This window comes from Devosia sp. LC5 (assembly GCF_000735585.1).
In the GTDB taxonomy this organism is placed as follows: Bacteria; Pseudomonadota; Alphaproteobacteria; order Rhizobiales; family Devosiaceae; genus Devosia.
The window spans coordinates 44,205-63,277 of sequence record NZ_JNNO01000007.1 but is presented as its reverse complement, the minus strand read 5'-3'; the positions used below and the strand labels follow the sequence as shown (position 1 = coordinate 63,277).

The 19,073-nt window shown below is 59.3% G+C and carries 18 protein-coding genes and 3 pseudogenes; 15 read left to right on the top strand and 6 right to left on the bottom strand.

Going from position 1 to position 19,073, the window contains the following annotated elements; translation table 11 throughout:
• Positions 1 to 45: 45 nt before the first annotated feature.
• Positions 46 to 894 (bottom strand): IS3 family transposase, encoded by an 849-nt coding sequence (locus tag FF80_RS05070; protein WP_152558273.1) that lies wholly within the window; start codon positions 892 to 894, stop codon positions 46 to 48.
• The gene (locus FF80_RS05065; protein ID WP_035098298.1) at positions 843 to 1,193 is read right to left on the bottom strand and encodes a transposase; all 351 of its coding nucleotides are present in this window, start codon (positions 1,191 to 1,193) and stop codon (positions 843 to 845) included. The genes FF80_RS05070 and FF80_RS05065 overlap by 52 nt, the downstream gene beginning before the upstream one ends.
• A 103-nt stretch (positions 1,194 to 1,296) precedes the next feature.
• On the opposite strand from FF80_RS05065, the gene FF80_RS22380 reads away from it, so the two are divergent.
• Genes FF80_RS22380 through FF80_RS21285 form a run of 3 tightly spaced genes read left to right on the top strand, consistent with a single transcriptional unit; the run spans position 1,297 to position 2,072 of the window.
• Entirely contained in the window at positions 1,297 to 1,365 is a 69-nt protein-coding gene (locus FF80_RS22380; protein WP_200877159.1) for a hypothetical protein, read from the top strand.
• A 10-nt stretch (positions 1,366 to 1,375) separates the two neighbouring features.
• A complete protein-coding gene (locus tag FF80_RS22375) occupies positions 1,376 to 1,609 on the top strand; it encodes a Mu transposase C-terminal domain-containing protein (protein ID WP_200877158.1) in 234 nt (77 codons plus the stop codon).
• Positions 1,551 to 2,072: an AAA family ATPase gene (locus FF80_RS21285; RefSeq protein WP_081917260.1), complete on the top strand. Its 522-nt coding sequence runs from the start codon at positions 1,551 to 1,553 to the stop codon at positions 2,070 to 2,072. The genes FF80_RS22375 and FF80_RS21285 overlap by 59 nt, the downstream gene beginning before the upstream one ends.
• Here the strand turns inward: FF80_RS21285 and FF80_RS05055 are convergent.
• Both FF80_RS05055 and FF80_RS05050 read right to left on the bottom strand, forming a co-directional pair.
• Positions 2,008 to 2,940, bottom strand: coding sequence for a DMT family transporter (locus tag FF80_RS05055; RefSeq protein WP_052153189.1), 933 nt, complete (start codon positions 2,938 to 2,940; stop codon positions 2,008 to 2,010). The two genes, FF80_RS21285 and FF80_RS05055, sit on opposite strands and share 65 nt — an antisense overlap.
• Positions 2,941 to 3,024: 84 nt before the next feature.
• On the bottom strand, positions 3,025 to 4,308 hold the full coding sequence (locus tag FF80_RS05050; protein ID WP_035098160.1) for a Rieske 2Fe-2S domain-containing protein: 1,284 nt from the start codon (positions 4,306 to 4,308) through the stop codon (positions 3,025 to 3,027).
• A gap of 134 nt (positions 4,309 to 4,442) precedes the next feature.
• On the opposite strand from FF80_RS05050, the gene FF80_RS05045 reads away from it, so the two are divergent.
• The 12 genes and pseudogenes from FF80_RS05045 to FF80_RS04985 form a co-directional block, all read left to right on the top strand.
• On the top strand, positions 4,443 to 5,393 hold the full coding sequence (locus FF80_RS05045) for a PDR/VanB family oxidoreductase (protein ID WP_244445703.1): 951 nt from the start codon (positions 4,443 to 4,445) through the stop codon (positions 5,391 to 5,393).
• Positions 5,383 to 6,591: a Gfo/Idh/MocA family oxidoreductase gene (locus FF80_RS05040; protein ID WP_152558272.1), complete on the top strand. Its 1,209-nt coding sequence runs from the start codon at positions 5,383 to 5,385 to the stop codon at positions 6,589 to 6,591. Before FF80_RS05045 ends, FF80_RS05040 begins: the two co-directional genes overlap by 11 nt.
• Positions 6,591 to 7,583 (top strand): ABC transporter substrate-binding protein, encoded by a 993-nt coding sequence (locus FF80_RS05035; protein WP_200877157.1) that lies wholly within the window; start codon positions 6,591 to 6,593, stop codon positions 7,581 to 7,583. The genes FF80_RS05040 and FF80_RS05035 overlap by 1 nt, the downstream gene beginning before the upstream one ends.
• Before the next feature lie 47 nt (positions 7,584 to 7,630).
• Positions 7,631 to 8,074: a hypothetical protein gene (locus FF80_RS05030; RefSeq protein ID WP_035098158.1), complete on the top strand. Its 444-nt coding sequence runs from the start codon at positions 7,631 to 7,633 to the stop codon at positions 8,072 to 8,074.
• Between the two features lie 312 nt (positions 8,075 to 8,386).
• Complete coding sequence (locus FF80_RS05025; RefSeq protein WP_052153188.1) at positions 8,387 to 9,382, top strand: TAXI family TRAP transporter solute-binding subunit; 996 nt, start codon at positions 8,387 to 8,389, stop codon at positions 9,380 to 9,382.
• Entirely contained in the window at positions 9,379 to 11,307 is a 1,929-nt protein-coding gene (locus FF80_RS05020; protein WP_081917259.1) for a TRAP transporter fused permease subunit, read from the top strand. The genes FF80_RS05025 and FF80_RS05020 overlap by 4 nt, the downstream gene beginning before the upstream one ends.
• A 105-nt stretch (positions 11,308 to 11,412) precedes the next feature.
• A complete protein-coding gene (locus FF80_RS05015) occupies positions 11,413 to 11,607 on the top strand; it encodes a hypothetical protein (RefSeq protein WP_035098154.1) in 195 nt (64 codons plus the stop codon).
• 64 nt (positions 11,608 to 11,671) lie between these two features.
• Positions 11,672 to 12,625: a DMT family transporter gene (locus FF80_RS05010; protein ID WP_035098151.1), complete on the top strand. Its 954-nt coding sequence runs from the start codon at positions 11,672 to 11,674 to the stop codon at positions 12,623 to 12,625.
• Between the two features lie 217 nt (positions 12,626 to 12,842).
• Positions 12,843 to 14,395, top strand: a pseudogene (locus FF80_RS21280) (ISL3 family transposase).
• Positions 14,396 to 14,514: 119 nt separating this feature from the next.
• Positions 14,515 to 14,994 (top strand): MarR family transcriptional regulator, encoded by a 480-nt coding sequence (locus tag FF80_RS04995; RefSeq protein WP_052153187.1) that lies wholly within the window; start codon positions 14,515 to 14,517, stop codon positions 14,992 to 14,994.
• Between the two features lie 1,140 nt (positions 14,995 to 16,134).
• Positions 16,135 to 16,473: a ParB/Srx family N-terminal domain-containing protein gene (locus FF80_RS04990; protein ID WP_052153186.1), complete on the top strand. Its 339-nt coding sequence runs from the start codon at positions 16,135 to 16,137 to the stop codon at positions 16,471 to 16,473.
• A 69-nt stretch (positions 16,474 to 16,542) separates the two neighbouring features.
• Positions 16,543 to 17,244: pseudogene (locus FF80_RS04985) on the top strand (IS256 family transposase); the annotation flags it as partial.
• Between the two features lie 76 nt (positions 17,245 to 17,320).
• Here the strand turns inward: FF80_RS04985 and FF80_RS21270 are convergent.
• Both FF80_RS21270 and FF80_RS04975 read right to left on the bottom strand, forming a co-directional pair.
• On the bottom strand, positions 17,321 to 18,184 hold the full coding sequence (locus FF80_RS21270) for a TniQ family protein (protein WP_081917258.1): 864 nt from the start codon (positions 18,182 to 18,184) through the stop codon (positions 17,321 to 17,323).
• Positions 18,184 to 19,066 (bottom strand): annotated as a pseudogene (locus FF80_RS04975) (TniB family NTP-binding protein). Before FF80_RS04975 ends, FF80_RS21270 begins: the two are co-directional and overlap by 1 nt.
• Positions 19,067 to 19,073 lie beyond the last annotated feature (7 nt).

Below are 19,073 nucleotides of genomic sequence, written 5' to 3'. Positions count from 1 at the left end.
GAACTTTGACCCCTTATTGGAGTGGGCCCTTCTGACCGGACACAATCAGGTTGCTTCTGTGACCATGAGGCGGACGTGTTGATCCTCGAAATGCACGGGGCTGAGATAGCCGAGGGCCGAATGGAGCCTTCGGCCATTGTAGATATGGTCGATGAAGCGGGGAAGATGTTCGACAACGTCGGTAAATGTCTCGAACTCCATCGGGTAGACGGCCTCGACCTTAAGCGTCTTCATGAAGCTCTCCGCCTTGGCGTTGTCGTAAGGGTTTCCTCGCCGTCCCATTGAACCGACAAGGCCATTGGCGGCGAGAAATTGCCGATAGACGCCGGCCGCGTATTGCGACCCGCGGTCCGAATGGTGAAGGCAGCCAGGCGGGGGTTTGCGCCCGTCAATGGCGGCCTGGAGTGCGGCCAGCGTCAGCCGAGCGTCTATGGATCGGCTGATGGCATAGCCTACCACGCGCCGCGACCAGGCATCGAGAACGATGGCAACATAGACGAAGCCACCGGTGACGGCGACGTAGGTGATGTCTGCCACCCAGAGCTGGTCAGGGCCGTTCGGGACGACCTCGGCGGCAAGATTGGGGAAGATCGGCTGATCGTGATTGCTGTCCGTCGTCGCTATGAAGCGGCGGCGGGTCTTAGGCTGAAGATCGTGTTCGCGCATCAGCCGGCGGATCTTCTTGTGGTTGACGATCAGGCCTTGCTGACGAAGGGCGGCTCGGACACGACGCCATCCGTAGTGTTCGAACTCATCACAGATGGCGGCCATCGACTCGACGATTGCTGTATCGTCGGCCGAATTCACAGGGTTCTCGTAGAAGGTGGAGCGAGCAAGTCCCATCAGTCGGCACCCCTCGGCGACGCTGACACCCTTGGGCCTGTGATAGCGGATATGCTCCCGCTTTTCGGCTGCGGTGCTGGCCGAAGAGCCCCTTTTAGAAACTCTAACTCGAGCGCCTGCTTGCCGACCAGGCGTTCGAGCGCAGCAATTCGCGCCTCGTAGGTCTGGAGCAGATCGGCGGCCACCGCATCGTCATCGAGCGCGCCTGCCTGGTATTTCTCGACCCAGACTCGGATCAGTTGGCGTGAGATGTCGTGCCGGTTGGAAAGACCATGCAAGGTCTCGCCGGCAAGGTACTCTTGGGAAACCTGACGTTTGAATTCGACACTATGGGTTCGGTGCTTGGCCATGGCCTTCATCCTGTAAAAGCCCGACTGCACGGTCAATTACGAAAACTAATCCTGTCCGACCCGAGGGGCCCACTCCAGAAACACACCCAAGTCACGCAAAGTATTGCGTGACGGCATTCGCCTTCTTGGTCGCCGATACGTAGAGCCCACGCTGGCGGCCTTTTGTCGGTGAAAACGTTGAAGTGCTCTACGATCCGCGAGATCTCACTGAAGTGCACGTCTACCACGAGCGTCATTTTATCTGTCGCGCTCTCAGCCCCGAACACCTCGCCGCACCATCGCTGCGCGACATCCAAGCCGCGCGGCGCAAGGCGAAAAGACGCGATACTGGCGCGCTGACCGAGTTGGAGGCTGCCAATGGCGACCAAGCGTGTCCAGATCCCCGGCCGACAACAGTCCGAGGACTCCGGCTCTAAGCCACTGACGATTGAGTTCCCGACCGAGCAGACGTTCCTGCCAACGCGCGAACACGCACGCTTCGTCGAGTTCGCAGAGGCATGCTCGCGCTATCGCTACATTGGCGTATGTCACGGCCGCCCTGGCGTAGGCAAAACTCGGTCGGCACGCGAGTTTGCCAGTTTCCCAAACCTGCAAGGCTATGGTGTTCTCGGCAAACTTGCACTTTCACTTGCAGCAGAAATCACGCGGTGCCAAGCCATCTTCTACACGGTGACCGTGAGCAACACACCCAAGATGATCGATGCGGTGTTGGGCACTAACCTGACAAAGATGGGGCACATGAGCGGCTCCTGCCACGCCCGCGCTTTGCCTGCCCAGCCTGAAAACCATCGTACCCTGCCGTGGACAGCTCTTTTCAGCCAGCCGACTGCACAGGCACAGGCTGTATCAACGGCCGCGTCACAAGAGCGATGCCGATGACTATGAGCGTCATACCGATCAGATGAAAGATCTTGAACTCTTCACCAAGGAGAAGAACCGCCAAAAGGGTGCTGAAGATAGGCATGAGATACATAAAGAGGCCTGTCTTCCCAGGGCCGAGAGCCGAAACCGTCCGGTTCCAAAAGATATATGCCAGCAACGACGGAAAAATTGCTAGGTAGAGCAGGGCGAGTAAATTGGTGGGCTCCGCAGCGGGGCCGCCGCGCGTCGCAAATTCCCAGCCTACCAACGGAAAATGAAAGAGGACGCCAAACCCGATCGTCACCGTCAAGAAAACCATAGGTGGCAAGGCGCTCTTTCGCCATCGTATCATCACAGTGTACAGCGCCCAAAAGGTAAGCCCTGCGAGTACAAGGAAGTCGCCAGCGTTGATGTCCAGCGCAAGCAGAACGGCGAGATCACCGCGCGCAATAATGAGCAACGTGCCGATAATGCACACTACGACACCAAACGTCTGTCTCATTCTCAGACGGTCGCCCATGAAAAACAGAGCGAGGATGAATGTCACAACAGGCATGAGGGAGTTTATGAGCGCTGCGTTGACAACGGTCGTGTACTGCAGAGCCAGGTAAATCAGGCAGTTAAAGGCTGTAATGCCAATGGCGCCCAGAAAAGCTAGATATGCTAGTTCCCGGCGGATTGCCGGCATGTTTTCAAGGACAGCACGCACTGTGAACGGCAGGATAATCAAGAGTGCAATAAACCAGCGCCAAAATGACATTTGGAATGGCGGAATGACCTCGTTGAACATCCGGGCCACCAGAAAATTCCCAGCCCAAAAGAGGGGAGGCAGCACGGCCAAAAGATGTATCTGTCGGAAACGGTCCTGCTTCGCTGATACTGCCATTGAAGTGCTGTCCTAAAGAGTGGGGCCCGCTACCCCAAAAGAGAATGGTCCCCGCCGGGCACTTAATCGCCCTGCGCCAAAATTCTATTCCGCTGCGTCTATCTGTTCGGTTGCGTCAGCCAAGGTCCGCCAGTCGGTTTCCTTCGAATAGACGCCTTCTCTTGAGGCGATGCAAGCATGCGGGATGCGAGGCTCTTCCGTACCAATCGCCTTCCCGCCTTCTGCGACCTTGCGTGCAGCATCGACCATCAGGCGGCGGAACTCGACGATGGCCAGATCGGATGCGCCGAGCAAGTCATCCGTACGATTGACGGTTTTGCCCATGCTGACCCACATGATGATGTCCTGATTTGGAATGCCCGGAACACCAGTGAAGTTGCCGAGCTTCATTGCCTGGCGATCCTGTAGGAAGTTGTTCTCCAGCGTGCGGCGCGAGCGCCACTTTTCGTCAAGATCGATGCCGGGACGCGCGTGGTTGAACTTGCGCCAGTCCTCAGTTGACGGACATTTCTTGCCACCCCATGCGACGAAATGGAAGGCGGTCGTTTCGTCATCGATCGGCACGATGACGCTGGCGACGTTGTAGTTGTTGTTCGGCGGAATGAGCGACATGAAAGGCGCGATGAATTCCGTGATGCGCAGATAATTGTGGGTCGAGGCATTCTTGATCGGCTTACGGATGGCCGCATAGTGGAAGCCATAGCTCGTCGTCTGCGTCTGCATGCGCGGTGACTTATCGGTCGAGGGGCGATACCATGCCTGATCGTCGGCCGAAGCGCCTTCGACGCGCGCCGGCTTCATATCGGAGGAATGCAGGCTCGATGAATGCGCGCTGTCTATCTGGCCTTCGTGGATCTGCGCCCAGTTGCAGGGAATGCGAATCTTGACGATGGCGACCGGCGTATCCTTGGTCGGCGCAAAGGCCGGGGGATCGAAAGCCGGCACATTCTCCTGATCGCCCAGCCATGCCCAGACGAAACCGCCCCACTCCTCTACGGGATAGGCGCGATGCTTGACCTTGTTGAGAAGCGGACTGCCCTCAGGCTCCGATGACATAGCGACGACGTTGCCTTCCACGTCCATCTTCCAGCCATGATAGAGGCAGCGCAGGCCGCATTCCTCATTGCGCCCGAATACCAGCGAGGCGCGACGGTGGGGGCAGAGTTCATCGAGAAGTCCGAGCCGCCCGTCGGTGTCACGAAAGGCCACATAGCGTCCGCCGAGCACCTCCACCAAAAGCGGTGTGCCATCGCGCTCTGCGACCTCTTCGATGAGACAGACCGGCGTCCAGTGCTGGCGCATCAACTCGCCCATCGGTGCATCGCCGCACACGCGCGTCAGCAGATCGTTTTCTTCGTGAGTGAGCATCAGGTTCTCCGAAATTTAGATAACTAACCAAAAATATCGCACATCGTGCTGCACGTCCAGCCGTTGACAGCAAATAGTTAGTTTACTAAGTAAAATGAACTCCTGCGCCTTGGGCGCCTGACGGTAGAGGACAGATGGACCCGAATATCGATCTCATTGCCATGAAAGTTACAGCCCGACGCGCGCTAACGGCCTATATAGATGAATTCGTTCTGCAGCCGGTCGACGATCGCGAACTATCAAGTTTCGGTGCCGGCTCGCACATCACAGTCGAGACGCCGTCGGGCGCCATGCGACGCTACTCACTGGTGGGTGATGGCTCGCCCGCTTCGAGCTATACCATTGCGGTGAAGCGGGAAGCAGACTCGCGAGGCGGCTCGTCCTCTATGCATGAGGACGCCAAGGTTGGCACGATTCTCAATGTCGGAGCGCCGGAGAACAACTTCCAGCTCCGCGATGCATCGAAATATCTGCTGATCGCCGGTGGCATCGGTGTCACGCCGATCTATGCCATGGCGCAGCACCTTGACCGCGAGGGTAAAGCTTTTCGCATCATCTACTGTACACGAAGCGCTGAAGACACAGCCTATCTGGACGAGATGAAGGCAGCGTTTGGTAGCCGGCTGACGGTGCACCACGACGATGGCGACCCTGACAAGCTCTATGATTTCTGGGATCATTTCGAAGACGTGCAGAATATGCACGTCTATTGCTGCGGACCTCAGCCGCTGATGGAAGAGATCAAGGCGCTGTCTGGCCACTGGCCCGAGGGTCGCGTTAATTTCGAGGATTTCAAACCTGTCGAGGTGGTGCGCGAAGACGACGTGGCCTTCGATGTCAAGCTTGCCAAGTCGGGTGCTACAGTAATGGTGCCGGAGGATCGGTCGATCCTCGAGGCGCTTCGCGACGCCGGCTTCAAAACGGTCAGTTCCTGTGAAAGCGGCACGTGTGGCACCTGCAAATCCCGGATGCTCGCGGGCGAGGCCGATCATCGCGATATGGTTCTGATGGATGAGGAGAAGGACGACTACATCATGATCTGCGTATCGAGGGCGCGCGCCGGAGGTCTCGTTCTTGACCTGTGATCCGGTGCGCTTCGGCGTGGTGGGGCTCGGGCGCGCTTTCATGCTCATGCTGCCAGGCTTTCGCGCCGATCCGCGCGTGAAGCTCGTGGCGGCGGCTGCGCCACGCGAGCAGTCGCGCAACGCCTTCGAGGCTGAATTTGGTGGCCGCACCTATGCCGATATTAAGGGATTGTGCGCCGACCCGGAAGTCGAGGCAATTTATGTCGCCACGCCGCATCAATTCCATTGCGCCCATGTAATTGCAGCCGCCAAAGCCGGCAAACATGTGCTCGTCGACAAGCCGCTGTCGGTTTCGATGGAAGACGGAACGGCTATGGTTTCCGCCGCACGCGAGGCGGGTATTCACCTGATCGTCGGACCCAGTCACAGCTTCGATGGACCCGTCGCTCAGGCGCGCGCTTTGATCGACAGCGGTGCGCTCGGTCGAGTTCGGATGATCCAGGCACTAAACTATACGGATTTCCTCTACCGCCCACGTCGGCCGGAAGAGCTGCGCACGAAAGAGGGGGGCGGCGTGCTGTTTTCGCAGGGCGTCCACCAAATCGACATCGTGCGGCTTTTAGCGGGCGGATTAGCGAGCTCGGTTACGGCGATGACGGGCGCTTGGGACCCCGCGCGTCCGACTGAGGGCGCGTATTCGGCGCTACTTGACTTTCAGGGCAGCGCCTTCGCGTCGTTGACGTATTCTGGCTATGCGCATTTCGACAGTGACGAATGGATGGGCTGGATCGGCGAACTCGGCCACCCAAAGTCGCCGGAAGCCTATGGCGGGGCGCGAAAGGCGCTGCAAGCGGTTGATGCGGCCGACGCCGAGGCCGCGCTCAAATCGACGCGCACCTATGGGGCGGGCGAGGCACCGCCGGCAGCATCCCACCACGAACATTTCGGACCGATCATCGTCTTGTGCGAACGTGGTGATTTGCGGCTGACGCCAACGGGTCTTCACGTCTATGATAACTTCGAAAAATCTTTCCGCCCGGCCCCAGTGCTGCGTTTTCCACGGGCAGAGGTTTTCGATGCCGTTGTCAATGCGGTGCGCGGCAATAGGGCGCCAGCCCAGACAGGCGCCTGGGGGCTGGCGACCCTCGAAGTCTGCTACGCTATCCTGGAGGCGGCCCGGACCGGCACATCCGTCGCCCTTAACCATCAAATCGCCGCAGCTGACGGCGCACCACATCCAATTGCGGAGGAACGCTAATGATCGATCTCAACCTGTCCATTGCCATGGGCGACTACGACCGCACGCGGCCCATTGCCGACGGACGGGTCAAGATCGACGGCGTCGAACCAACCTGCATGCTCCTGTCGCCTGAAGAGATGTTTTTTCGCGCGTTCCGCCATCAGGCCTTCGATGTCAGTGAATTGTCGCTGTCGTCCTATTCAATCTCCGTCGCGCGGGACGACCCGCATTACGTCGCCATTCCGGTATTCCTGTCGCGTGCCTTCCGTCACACCTCGATCTATATCCGAACCGATAAGGGGATCGAAAAGCCGCAGGATCTGAAGGGCAAGCGCATCGGCATTGCGGAGTACCAGCTCTCGGCCAATGTGTGGGTGCGCGGCATCCTAGAAGACGAGTACGGCGTCAAGCCGTCCGACATCGTCTGGGTTCGCGGGGGAATGGATACGCCCGGTCGCCCAGAAAAAATGAAGATTGACCTGCCTGCCGACATCCGCATCGAGCAGGCGCCCGAAGGGGAAACGCTCAACGAGATGCTTGCGGCGGGCGAGATCGACGGCTTCATCGGCCCGCGCTGGCCGCGCTGCTACGACGAAGGACATCCACATGTCGACCGTCTGTTTCCGGACACGGTCGCGACCGCGGAGGATTACTTCCGCCGCCGCAAGATCTTCCCGATCATGCATGTGCTGGGCGTGCGCCGGCAACTCGCCGACGCGCATCCTTGGCTGCCGGGCGCACTGCTCAAGGCGTTCTCGCAGTCCAAGCAGATCGCGCAGGCTGCCCTCGGCGACACCTCGGCGACCAAGGTGACTATGCCGTTCGTCGAAGATAATCTGCGCCGCGCGCGCCAACTGATCGGTCCCGACATCTGGACCTATGGACTAACCCCCAATGTTGGTGTGCTGGAGACCTTCCTCGACTATCACTATGCGCAGGGGCTTTCGCCGCGCCGGGTTGCCGTCGAGGAGCTGTTTCATCCGGCGACGGTCGAAGCCTATAGCCTGTGACTATAGGCAAAATCGATTCGGACAGAGCACCTTCTGGGAGAACGAACATGAACGAATTTCAGCCGGGCGACGTCGTCGAGATCAAGACGAAGACGGACCTTGCCTATGTTCAGGTCACGCATCGACATGCATCCTATCCGGAGGTCGTGCGCGCATTGCCGGGCCTTTTTCAGGACCGGCCGGACAACCTTGACGATCTGGCGGCACAACCGAGCGTGTTCACCGCAATGATCCCTCTGGGCGGTGCGATAGCTCGCGGCGCGCTCGCTGGTGAGAAGGTCGCCCAGGCCGACATTCCGGCAAGAGATCAGATCTTCCCGACCTTCAGGATGGCGATCCGCGATAAGCACGGCGATATTGCCTACTGGTGGTTCTGGGACGGTGACGGTTTGCGCTACGATGAACATCCGGGTGGGGAGACCGAAGACTACCCATTGCGCGAGGTGCTGACCGTAAGCGCATTTCTGGGGCGCCTCGCTGCCGCGAACTAAACCTAATCGCCCGTAGCCGCGATCGAGGCTTCGTTCTGTCACGCCTACGGAGCAAACTTCTGGCCAAAATTCACAAGTGTCGGGTCGACAAGACTGTTGGCACGAGCGTTTTATCCGGTGGCCGGCATTGACGCATGGCACAGAATGGACATAGCTTAGACATGTAAGTATTTTGCTCCGATGAGCAGACCACACATTCCGCCTGCCGTACAGGTGACCATCTGTCCGTAGCGCGACGTGCAAATCTGCAGGGAGAGAAGGTGGAACGGAGCTCTATAGGCAGAAACCTAGATTATAATGGGAGAGGAAACCATGTTCACTTCAAGAATGCGTTCAATTGGAATTGCAGTTGCCATCAGCGCGCTGGCAGCAGTGCCGGCGAACGCCCAATCGCTCAACCTGACGCTGGCCGGCGCGAGCCCCGGCGGATTGTGGACGCTCCTGGGGGCTGGGCTCGATGCAGCGCTCAAGGGCACGCAGCCCGACTCAACCGTGACGTATCAGACCACCGGCGGCGGATTTGCCAATGCCGCCATGATCAGCCAGGGCCGTGCTCATATTGGTCTTATCCATGATGCCGAGCTTGCCATTGCTGTTCAAGGAGGCGAGCCGTTCGAAGCGCCGATCGAGAACCTTCGCACAATCGGCTATCTGTATGATTGGGCACCGATGCAATTCATCGCATCGAAATCATTTGCGGATGAACATAGTATCGAGACCCTGACGGATTTTGCCGAGAAGCAGGTGCCGGTGCGCATTACGGTGAACCGCGCAGGCAACATTACCGGGCAAGTGGCCACGGCTATGATGGAAGCGGCTGGCGCTGACGACGCTTCGATCGAAGCATGGGGCGGCGCGACTATCCAGGCGGGCTCATCGGAGCAAAGCGGACTGTTAATGAACGGCCGCGTCGACATCTATACCAACGGTGTCTTTGTTGGGCACAGCTCCATCCGAGAAATCGAGAACGGGGTTGACATTAAGATTCTGAGCGTTCCGGAGGATGTCCGGGCAAAGGTCGCAGAGCAGTTCTCGATCGGCAACTTCACCATCCCCGCGAACTCGTATGAGAACCAGCCTGAGCCTGTCGAAACCGTGGCACTCGGTGCCGTTCTCATCGCCAGCGCCGATATGCCCGAAGAGGATGCCTATACACTGACCAAGGCGCTAATCGATAACATCGATTCCGTCCGTTCGGTGCATCCCGCGATGGCCGAGCTCGATCATGAACTGCTGACGCGCGAGACGGCGGCCCCATTCCATGATGGCGCCATCCGCGCCTATCGCGAAGCAGGCCTGATGCAATGAATCTAAAACCCCTTGGTATCGGCCGATTTCTGGGCACGGGCCGGCGCCGTTCATTCAACGGCGCTGCCCGCACTGCTCTCTTTTCTGCGGCGGCCGTCGTTGCGCTTGGCGTAGTTTACGGCAATATCTTTGCGCTACCCGACGCGTTGCTGATCGGCATCCTGTTCGTCTGCGGCATTTTCGCGCTTTTATTCCTGACAGTGGGCGCAACGCGCGATTGCAGTGAGCGGCCAAGCATTCTCGATTGGCTGCTGAGCGCAGCCAGCCTTGCCTGCGGCATCTATTTCTACATGATCCGCTCCGACCTCGTGAACCACATTACGCTACTTAATCCGCTCTCGCCGTATATGCTCTTCTTCGGCACGGTTCTTCTGTTGCTGACGGTCGAAGCCACGCGACGCACGACGGGGCTTGGTCTAACTGTCGTTGTTCTCGTTTTTATGGCTTATAATCTGTGGGGCCATTTGATCCCGCCACCACTCGGTCATGGCTACATCGATTTCGGTTCCTTCATTGACACGCTGATGTTCACCACCGACGGTGTCTTCGGCGTTCCCATCCAAGTGGCGGCCAGCTATGTGTTTTTGTTCGTCATGTTCGGCTCACTTCTATCGCATACGGGCGGTGCCGACTTCATGTTCCAACTGGCCGCCGCGTTAACCGGCAAATCTCCAGGCGGACCAGCGAAGATTGCGGTCGTGTCGTCTGGCATGTACGGTATGATTTCCGGCAGCCCGACATCGGACGTAGCAACGACCGGTTCGGTGACGATCCCTATGATGAAGCGTCTTGGTTACACGCCTCGCTTTGCAGGCGCGGTCGAGGTTGCCGCATCGACCGGGGGTGCCGCACTGCCGCCCGTCATGGGCTCGGCCGCATTCATTCTCGCCGAGTACACCGGCATTGACTACCGCAACATCGTGCTCGCTGCCATTATACCGGCCGTGCTCTATTATCTAGGCGTCTATCTGCAGGTGCATTTTCGTGCCGTGCGTCAGGGGCTGCGCGGCGTCGACGAGGTTGATCCGGTGCTCGAGACGCTGAAGACCGGGTGGGTGTTCATTGTGCCGCTCATCGTCATCATGATCGCGCTGTTGTTGGGCTATACGCCTACCTATGTCGCCGTCTACGGCACGATCGCGTTGGTTGTGGCATCCTTCTTCACGCGAAAGACCCGCATGACTCCGACTAAAATGCTGGAAGGCTTGGGCGAGACGACGCTACGAATGTTGCCGGTCGTGGGTGCCTGTGCTGCCGCTGGACTCGTCATCGGCGGCTTGACGATGACTGGGCTGGCGCTGAAGACGTCCAGTCTCGTCCTGCTTGTCGCGGGCTCGGGATCAATCATGCTTCTCTTGGTCGGTGCCGGTATCACCATAATTCTTGGCCTCGGGATGCCGACTCCGAGCGCCTACATCTTGGCGGCTGTGCTTGTTGGTCCGGCCTTTGCGGCCAGCGGTCTGCCAGTACTTTCGTCCAATATGTTCCTGTTGTATTTCGCACTCCTGTCCGCGCTGACACCTCCCGTTGCCGTGGCCGCCTTTACTGCATCGGCGATTGCCGACGAGGATGCGATGAAGATTGCGACCACATCGGTAAAGCTTGCTTCTGTAGGGTTCATCATTCCGTTCTTTTTTGTTTGGAACGAGGCGCTTCTGGCGCAGGGAAGCGGCCTGCAGATCACGGTCGCAGCCCTCGGCGGCATTGTCGCCGTAACGCTCCTGGCACTTGCGGTGGAGGTGAAGATGAATGCTGTCGTGCGGATCGTGTGTCTGGCGCTCGGTGCAGCCGCGCTGTCGCCTTATCTGTGGCTTGCCATTCCGATCATCGTGCTTGCGCTCATCGCTGGCCTGTGGTGGAAGCGAAAGGGTGGGCTTCCCTTCATTCGCGTTCCGGCGCCGCCGACCTTGGACGCGGGTCGCTAAGCGTCAAGCTTGCAATCTCGCCTCTGACCACTTTCGCAAGCGTGGCCAGGGGCGCAACATTCGACTAGGGCGCGAGCCGAATGTTGCCAAACTAAGAGAAACTGAATGACGGCTGCCTCGGACATAGTAAGCTCAGCCTTCCAAGTCATCTCGAAGGCGCATTTCGACCGCGAAGTGAACTTCATCCTTTCTGTCATGCCTGAGGGCGCGCGCCGGCGTATCGGACGCGAGGAAAGCGTCGACGACCTGTCAAGTTTTAGGCAAGAGAAAACCATCCTTGTGAACCTTGTAGGCCAATAAAAGTGCGGCGTAGACACAAGGGTGGATTCAGTCGCGGTATGATTCCCTTCGCGGCGCAGCACGCATGATCGGAGCGGGGTTCGCCTTCTTGGCCGCGCTCTGCTTCGGAACGGCAAGCGCGGCAATCGCCAAGGCCTCCAAAGTCAAACGCGGCGACAATGGGGCCTTACTTTCGATCGTCTTAACCTGCCTTCTCTCCGGCGTATTGTGGCTCGTCATCAGCCCCTCCTATGAACAGGGACTGTGCACAGAGGGGCTGTGGCTGGGCATCGCGATCTTCGTCGTCGGGGGAGTACTTGCCACAGTCATCGGTCGGACGATGATGTTCAAGTCGGTCGCGCTGGCTGGCGCGATCAATGCTAGTCTGTTCCGCCGGCTCATTCCCCTCTTCGCAGCATTGATTGCGTTCGCCGTTCTCGGGGAAACGATCGCCGCACTCGCTATTGCCGGCATGGTCATCACGGTTGCCAGCCTGATGATCGTCCTCTTCGACAGATCGCCGCAGGCGGTTGCTTCGGGCGAATTCAAACTGCGTCAGCCGGCAGGCGACCTTGGGCCCATTTCTTCAGCTTATTCGTCGTTGCGGCTTGGGCATATGCTAGGAACCGCTTCGGCGGCATCCTACGGCGCCTCCTTTGTCGTGCGCAAAATTGCTATGCGACATCTGCCGGACCCGGCCTTAGGTGCATTCGTGGGAGCGGTTACGGGGCTTGTGTGGCACCTCGCCGCCGCGCTTTTCAACAAGCGATACAGGCAAACGTTCAGGGGTTTGTTTCGCGACACCGGGCGGTGGCAGTTTATTGCAGCGGCCAGCATGTCGCTTGGCCAAACATCTCAATTCTTCGCGCTCCAGAATGCCGGCGTCGCGGTGGTGGCCGTCATCGGCTCGCTTGAAGTGTTTATCGGCGCCTATCTGGCCGCCTACGTGTTGCGCACCGAAGCTAAGCCAAATATGCGTATCATCATTGCGTCGATCGTCGCCACGATCGGCGTGGCGCTGGTCGCGATCAGCTCATAGCTGACGCTTGATCGAGGAGGTAATCGAGCCCGGGTGCCTGCCGACTGTATTGGGCACGCCTATGGGGCGTCTGGTGCCCAAAGCCTTGAAGTTACCCATAAGTCCTGTCAAAGACCACGCCATCGGGACTCTATTTTTTCGTCCAAACGGGGGCCTGACTCAATCTCGCTGCTTGTGAAGGCTGATGTCGCGCAATTTTCGAGAGGGAATCAGCGCGATGGAACGGAGATTCGGGTCAACGAGACTGGTGCCGGCAGGCTTTGTCGTCGATCATGCGCAGATCGACACGGATTGGGTATTTCTTGACGTACGGGCCTCGGCGATTTCGGCGATATGTCCGTGTTGTGGAACTGCTTCACGCCGAACCCAGAGCCGATATCTGCGGCAAGCTACCGATCTGCCCGTCGCTGGCCGACGTGTTGTCCTACGGGTGATGGTTCGTCGTTTCTGGTGCGATGCCGTTCTTTGCAACCACCGAATCTTTGCGGAGCGGTTTGGCGACAATGTATTGGCTCCCTTGTCGCGAAGGACCGGACGCCTTGAGACGATAGTGCATCACCCGGGGCTGGCGTTGGGCGGCCGACCGGCGGCGGCCTTTGCCGATCGCCTGATGATGCCGGTGAGCAACGATACCCTGTTGCGTCTCGTGCGGCGACGGACTGAACAGCCGCGTGATAAACTCGCCATCATCGGCATCGATGACTTCGCATTTCGCCGCGGCCAGCGATACGGGACGAATGTCTGCGATCTCGAGCGGCGCGGGCCAGTGACGCTGCTTCCCGATCGCGAGCAGGCGACATCGCAGGCCTGGCTCTCAGACCATCCTTCTATCACAACCGTGGCACGCGACAGGGGCGGTGGATATGGCGAGGCGATCGCCAGCGCTACCTAACGTCGATCAGGTGGCCGACCGCTGGCATCTCATGGAAAACGCCAGTCGCGCCTTTCTCGACGCGGTCAGCAAATCCATGCGTCAAATCCGAAAGGCTGTCGGCAGCGCCATTATCGATCCGAAGCTTCTGACCTATGCCGAATGCTGCAATATGAAGGATATCTACGCCGGCATGAGACGAACGAGGCCATTCTCGCGCTGTCGAAGCAGGGTGTGCCGATCAAGCAGATCGTCAAGCGCAGCGGGCATAGCCGCAAGCTCGTCCGTAGTGTCTTGCGCGGACAAAGCTCCGACGTGTTCCGCGTCCGCCAGAGCTCGCTTGAGGAATGGCTCCCGTGGCTCGACGGCCGTTGGGAGCAAGGCGCGCATAACGCCTCGGCGCTCTGGCGAGAAATGCGCGAGAAAGGCTTTCGCGGCCAGATCGGTGTAGTCTCCGAATGGGTGCGACGGCGGCGTCTTGCCGAAAGGGCCAATCAAAGCGCGCTTGCTCGCACGCCTTCGGCGCGAAGCATCGCCAGGCTGATGACGCTGGCACGCAACGACCTGTCCAAATCAGACGCCGTGCTGGTCGCAGCAATTGAGAGCAACGTTCCTGACCTGACCACCGCGCGAACGTTGATCGACGACTTTCAGACGATGATCCGATCGAAGGCGGCCGCAAAACTGGATAGTTGGCTGAAGGACGCCGAGACAAGTCTCGTCGGATCATTCGCGAACGGCGTCAAAAAGGATATCGATGCCGTCCGCAACGCCATCGTCTCTCCGTGGTCGAATGGCCAGACCGAAGGTCAGATCACCAAGCTCAAACTCATCAAGCGGCAGATGTACGGCCGCGCCAACTCGATCTGCTCCAAGCGCGTCTCATTGGTACCACCTGAGCCGAAGATGCAGCGAGATTGAGTCAGGCCCCCGTCTGGACGAAAATTACCCCCTAAACAGGGTCCTCATTCCATGAAAAATCACTCAATATGGCCCAATTGTGTATTGGAAAGTCTTGATGTCAAAAAATCGCCATCTCCTACCGTTCGAAATAAGCCTTGGCTATCAAATCAGAGCAACGCACCGCTTATTCCAGAGCTACCTCCAGTCGAAGATCGGACCTTATGGCGTATCTCTCGGCATGTGGTACTTCCTACGTGTACTATGGGAAGCGGACGGCCTTACCCAGCGCGAACTCTCGCACCGGGTCGGTACTATGGAGCCGACTACGTTAACCGCAATGCGTTCTATGGAACGGTCCGGCTTCATCCGGCGTGAGCGGAACGCTGAGGACGGCCGGAAGATTAACATCTTCCTAACCGACAAGGGGCGCGACCTCAAACCGCTGCTTTTGCCGCTTGCCAAGCAGGTCGTCGACGATTCCGTGGCCAATTTCACAGCAGACGAAAGACGTCAGTTCCTCGGACTCCTGGGCGCCGTTCAAAAGAGCATCGTCGCGAAGATGGGCACGGCACCTGCCAATGAGGATCAGTCGTAGCTCAGGCCGCCGTCGATTGCCAGCGACTGGGCGGTGGCAAGCGCGTGAGCCGCGGGTCAGTCGGCCAAACGACAGCACCAGCTCGACCTCAACGACTCCGATCCGGACCCTTAAGAGGTTAGGCGCAGGCCGCGCAACTGCAAAATTGGCGACCCAAGCGTCATTGGTCAACCGCAAATAGGCGACATCGGCTGCGTCCGCTCTTGGTAAATTCGCCGCCAGCGGTAGACGACAAAAATGGTGAAGGTTTTCGGGTGCCGTCAGGCGTACGAAAGCCCCTCATGCAGGAACCCGCGGTCGGCATGGTTTGGGCTATGGGATTTTGTATTTTAGGGCTGCCCAGGAGTGAGCGGCTTGAGGAGCGTTTATTGGCCCCATCGGTTCGCCGACGTTGCTTGCGGGCTGGACCGCAGAGCTTTTTGAGGCGTTCTGGTGTGCGCTTGTCCGACTGGGAGCGATCGCCATTCGGCATGGCGCAAGCCATCTCGTTGGCCGCCGCTGGTTTGAAGAGGCCATATGGAGAGCAAGCCATGCGGGGTCATGGTGCATTCTCCCGGTTCGTTGCCACCGTATTTGGCGGTCCGCGGGGCTGACGCCAGCGTTTGAAGATCTCGATGACAATCATGCGTCCGCCGCAGCACGGGCATGGCGGGCGAACGTCCGACGGGTCTTCGGCTGTGGCTTGATCAGGCGGCGGGACGGCGTTCAGGAGCTCGCGGGCATATTCGTCGTGCCAACGAAATGATCGAACGTGGCGAATACCCGTAAGCCGATCACTTAGGTTCATTGAAGCTATCCGATCATGGTGGCCGCCAATGGCGGCCGAGTTGCCCCGTTTAGGGGGATAGGGGGCTCTGCCCGCCTTTCCCCGCAAGCGGAAAGAGCGCATCCCCCATCCTTCACTTACTCCTGGCGCCGGCAGACCGGCGCGCATCCGTTCGTTGCAGGACGGCCGACACGGATTCCGCTTCGCGAGATCCGTTCTGGCCGCGCTGCGCGTGGGTGGTCCCCCCTGCCCTCTTTCCGCTTGCCCCCTTCACCCCCGGTCTCCCCGGCGACACCTCGGGAGCAGGAGCGGGCTCCTGCCCCTTCGGGCAGGAAAAGCCGCTTCGCGGGAAAAGGGAAAACAGGAGAGAAGCTATGACCGATATTCAGATGATCGCCCTAAACAAGCTGGATCGCGACCCCAAGAACGTGCGGAAGAACTACCGTGCCGATGGCGTTGCCGAACTGGCCGCATCGATCAAGGCCGAGGGGCTTTTGCAAAACATCGTCGTGCGACCCGGCGAAAAGCGTGGCCGCTATTTCGTTACCGCTGGCGGACGCCGGTTTGCTGCACTTACCCATTTGGTCGAAAGCGGCGATTGCGCCAACGATCGGCTGATCGAATGTAAGGTGCGCAATGCGGACGAGGCGACGGAAATCAGCCTTACTGAAAACGTGCAGGGTCGTGTCCCCAGACGTGGTGTAGCTGAGTAGCACGGTAGTCATCGGCGCTTTCCGGTAGGGTCTGGTTGCTTACACCAACCTGATACCGGAGGACGACCGATGACCGAGGATATGATGAACCTGCGCACGCTGGTGGAGAAGACCCCCGACGCCGATATTCTGCGCGAGATGATAGGCTTTGCTGCCGAGCGACTGATGGAGCTGGAGGTGGGTGCGGCCACCGGCGCCGGCTATGGTGAAAAGAGCGCCGCGCGCCTGGCGCAGCGCAATGGCTACCGCGACCGGGACTGGGAGACACGGGCCGGCACCGTCGAGCTTCGGATTCCCAAACTCAGGAAGGGCAGTTACTTCCCCGGCTTCCTTGAGCCGCGGCGGCTGGCCGAGAAGGCGCTGACGGCGGTGATCCAGGAGGCCTATGTCCAGGGCATCTCGACCCGTTCGGTCGACGACCTGGTCAAGGCCATGGGAATGAGCGGCATCTCCAAAAGCCAGGTGAGCCGGCTCTGCGAGGAGATTGACGGCAAGGTCAAAGCCTTCCTCGATCGCCCCATCGAAGGCGACTGGCCTTATTTGTGGATCGATGCGACCTACCTCAAGGTTCGCCGGGGTGGCCGCATCGTCTCGGTGGCCGCCATCATGGCTATCGGCGTCAACAGCGACGGCCGGCGCGAGGTCCTTGGCATGCAGATCGGCACTTCGGAAGCCGAGCCAATCTGGACCGAGTTCCTGCGCAAGCTCACGCGGCGTGGTCTGCGCGGGGTGAAGCTGGTGGTCTCGGACGCCCATGAGGGCATTGTCGCTTGGCAGTTAATTGTAAGAATGCTCCGGTTCGGCACTGATTTGGCATTAAATCGTGAGAATGGTCGGTGCTGGATTCTCAAATTAACTGCATCTGTGAACAAGCTTTTGGCCTGCGCACTTGGGCGATCAGGCCTTCTACGGCGTCTGTGAATCGGACCCTATTGTCCCCCATCATGTGACCACGCAGCATTTGCAGCATTTCCGGTCCGGCACGCTCTACGATCGCAATTCCTGCCAGCAGCGCTGGCCGCAGATGAAGTGGCAGTATCGGCTTGGCAGGTGTGGGTAGGTACTCCTCTTGCTCGGCAACAACATGGTCGAGATCGGGAATGATGGCACCGAGCACGCGGAACCGCCAAAGGTCATGCTCGTGGGGTATAGGTCTCGGAATCCGTCGCATCAGCAGCAGCCGAGCAATGTCGGCTGGCGACGTCCAGGTGCGGATGCCACGTTCGGCCTCATCGTCGAGCAGCTTTTCGCCACGAACAGCTGCAGCGCGATACGGCTGGAAAGGGGAGGGGAGTTTGCGCGCGCCCGCATCCCTGAGTTGCTCTCCACACAACGGGCATGTGATGCGCCATCCCAGCAGTTGGCTTCGCAGGACCGGCGCCGGTTCAGCGCCACCGGGGCTGCAGGTCGCGCAAAACTGCGTTGGCCGCGTTGCAATGAGCCGACGCGATGGTTGCGCGACATTTGCGAAGGTCATTCGATGTACCGCTGCCGGCTCGGTGCCAAAGATGTTGGCCAAGCGGGCTTCCTGATCACTGCTCAGATGGAGATCGGCCGCTCGCAATGAGGGAGCCTCCGACAGGCAATGCCGCAGCATGATCAGCGGCGGAACCGCATAAAACGCGGCGTGCCGGCCGATCCAGGACGACAGGAGTTCACTTGAATAGGGCGGCAACCTCACTGGCAATTGGCGCGCCGGTGTGTTCTCCATCACGCGAATGCCGCCTCAGTATCGAACTCCGGTTCCCAGTTTTCGACAGCTTCGTCAGTGATGTGCTCGCGGCCACTCTCGACGGCCTCAATGGCGAGGCTATTGATCATGTGGAAGATGTTGGCGGTGATGCCCTCGGTGATCTGCAAAATTCGCCGCAGCGATTTCGGCGTCAGCACGGAGGGTCTGCGCAAAGGCGTATTGCGCAGAATCGATACCATCAGGGTCTCGAACTGCTCGTTGGCTGCCCACCTGTTCAGGGTGAACTGCTCGAAGCGCCGGGCAAGTTGGACGTCGCCGCCGATGGCCTCACGCGCTTCATTGACACCGAAGCAGACGAGCGAGATCTGGAGACGATTGCTGAGGAACCGCAGGGTGTTGAGGACAATGCGCTGCTCGCGATAGGAGCCTGCGAGGATGTTGTGTACCTCGTCGATGACCAGCACCTGCACGCCGATGGCTTCCATGATGCGCAGAGCGGCCTGTTCCATCCGGGCGATGTCGGCGCGCGGGCGTTGCGGTGCACCGAGTAGAGTGAGGAGTTCGGCGTAGAAACGCCGCTCGCCAGGCCGGCTGGTCATTTCCATGGCAAGTACAGGTGTCTTCAAGGTACCAGTCCACCGCGTTGAAGCTTGGTGGATGCTTGTCACGGAACCGCTTCATGATCATGGTTTTGCCCATGCCGCTGTCACCGTAGATCGCGACTGAGGGCATACGCGTGCCCCGTGGGTGATCGAGGAGCGCGCTCAGCCGGTCGAGCGCCTGTTTGGCGCGTGGGTAGAGTACCCATCGACGTGATCGTATCGCCCGAATGCGCCGCTCGTCGGTTTCAGCAAGTAGCGCCGCGGCGCCAGTGGTCAGATGGGCAGCTTCATCGTTCATGTTCACT

Coding starts and splice junctions, on each gene's coding strand:
- FF80_RS05065 (WP_035098298.1), bottom strand. CDS start 1,193: ATGGCCAAGCACCGAACCCATAGTGTCGAATTCAAACGTCAGGTTTCC.
- FF80_RS21285 (WP_081917260.1), top strand. CDS start 1,551: ATGGCGACCAAGCGTGTCCAGATCCCCGGCCGACAACAGTCCGAGGAC.
- FF80_RS05055 (WP_052153189.1), bottom strand. CDS start 2,940: ATGGCAGTATCAGCGAAGCAGGACCGTTTCCGACAGATACATCTTTTG.
- FF80_RS05050 (WP_035098160.1), bottom strand. CDS start 4,308: ATGCTCACTCACGAAGAAAACGATCTGCTGACGCGCGTGTGCGGCGAT.
- FF80_RS05045 (WP_244445703.1), top strand. CDS start 4,443: ATGGACCCGAATATCGATCTCATTGCCATGAAAGTTACAGCCCGACGC.
- FF80_RS05035 (WP_200877157.1), top strand. CDS start 6,591: ATGATCGATCTCAACCTGTCCATTGCCATGGGCGACTACGACCGCACG.
- FF80_RS05030 (WP_035098158.1), top strand. CDS start 7,631: ATGAACGAATTTCAGCCGGGCGACGTCGTCGAGATCAAGACGAAGACG.
- FF80_RS05025 (WP_052153188.1), top strand. CDS start 8,387: ATGTTCACTTCAAGAATGCGTTCAATTGGAATTGCAGTTGCCATCAGC.
- FF80_RS05020 (WP_081917259.1), top strand. CDS start 9,379: ATGAATCTAAAACCCCTTGGTATCGGCCGATTTCTGGGCACGGGCCGG.
- FF80_RS05015 (WP_035098154.1), top strand. CDS start 11,413: ATGACGGCTGCCTCGGACATAGTAAGCTCAGCCTTCCAAGTCATCTCG.
- FF80_RS05010 (WP_035098151.1), top strand. CDS start 11,672: ATGATCGGAGCGGGGTTCGCCTTCTTGGCCGCGCTCTGCTTCGGAACG.
- FF80_RS04995 (WP_052153187.1), top strand. CDS start 14,515: ATGTCAAAAAATCGCCATCTCCTACCGTTCGAAATAAGCCTTGGCTAT.
- FF80_RS04990 (WP_052153186.1), top strand. CDS start 16,135: ATGACCGATATTCAGATGATCGCCCTAAACAAGCTGGATCGCGACCCC.
- FF80_RS21270 (WP_081917258.1), bottom strand. CDS start 18,184: ATGGAGAACACACCGGCGCGCCAATTGCCAGTGAGGTTGCCGCCCTAT.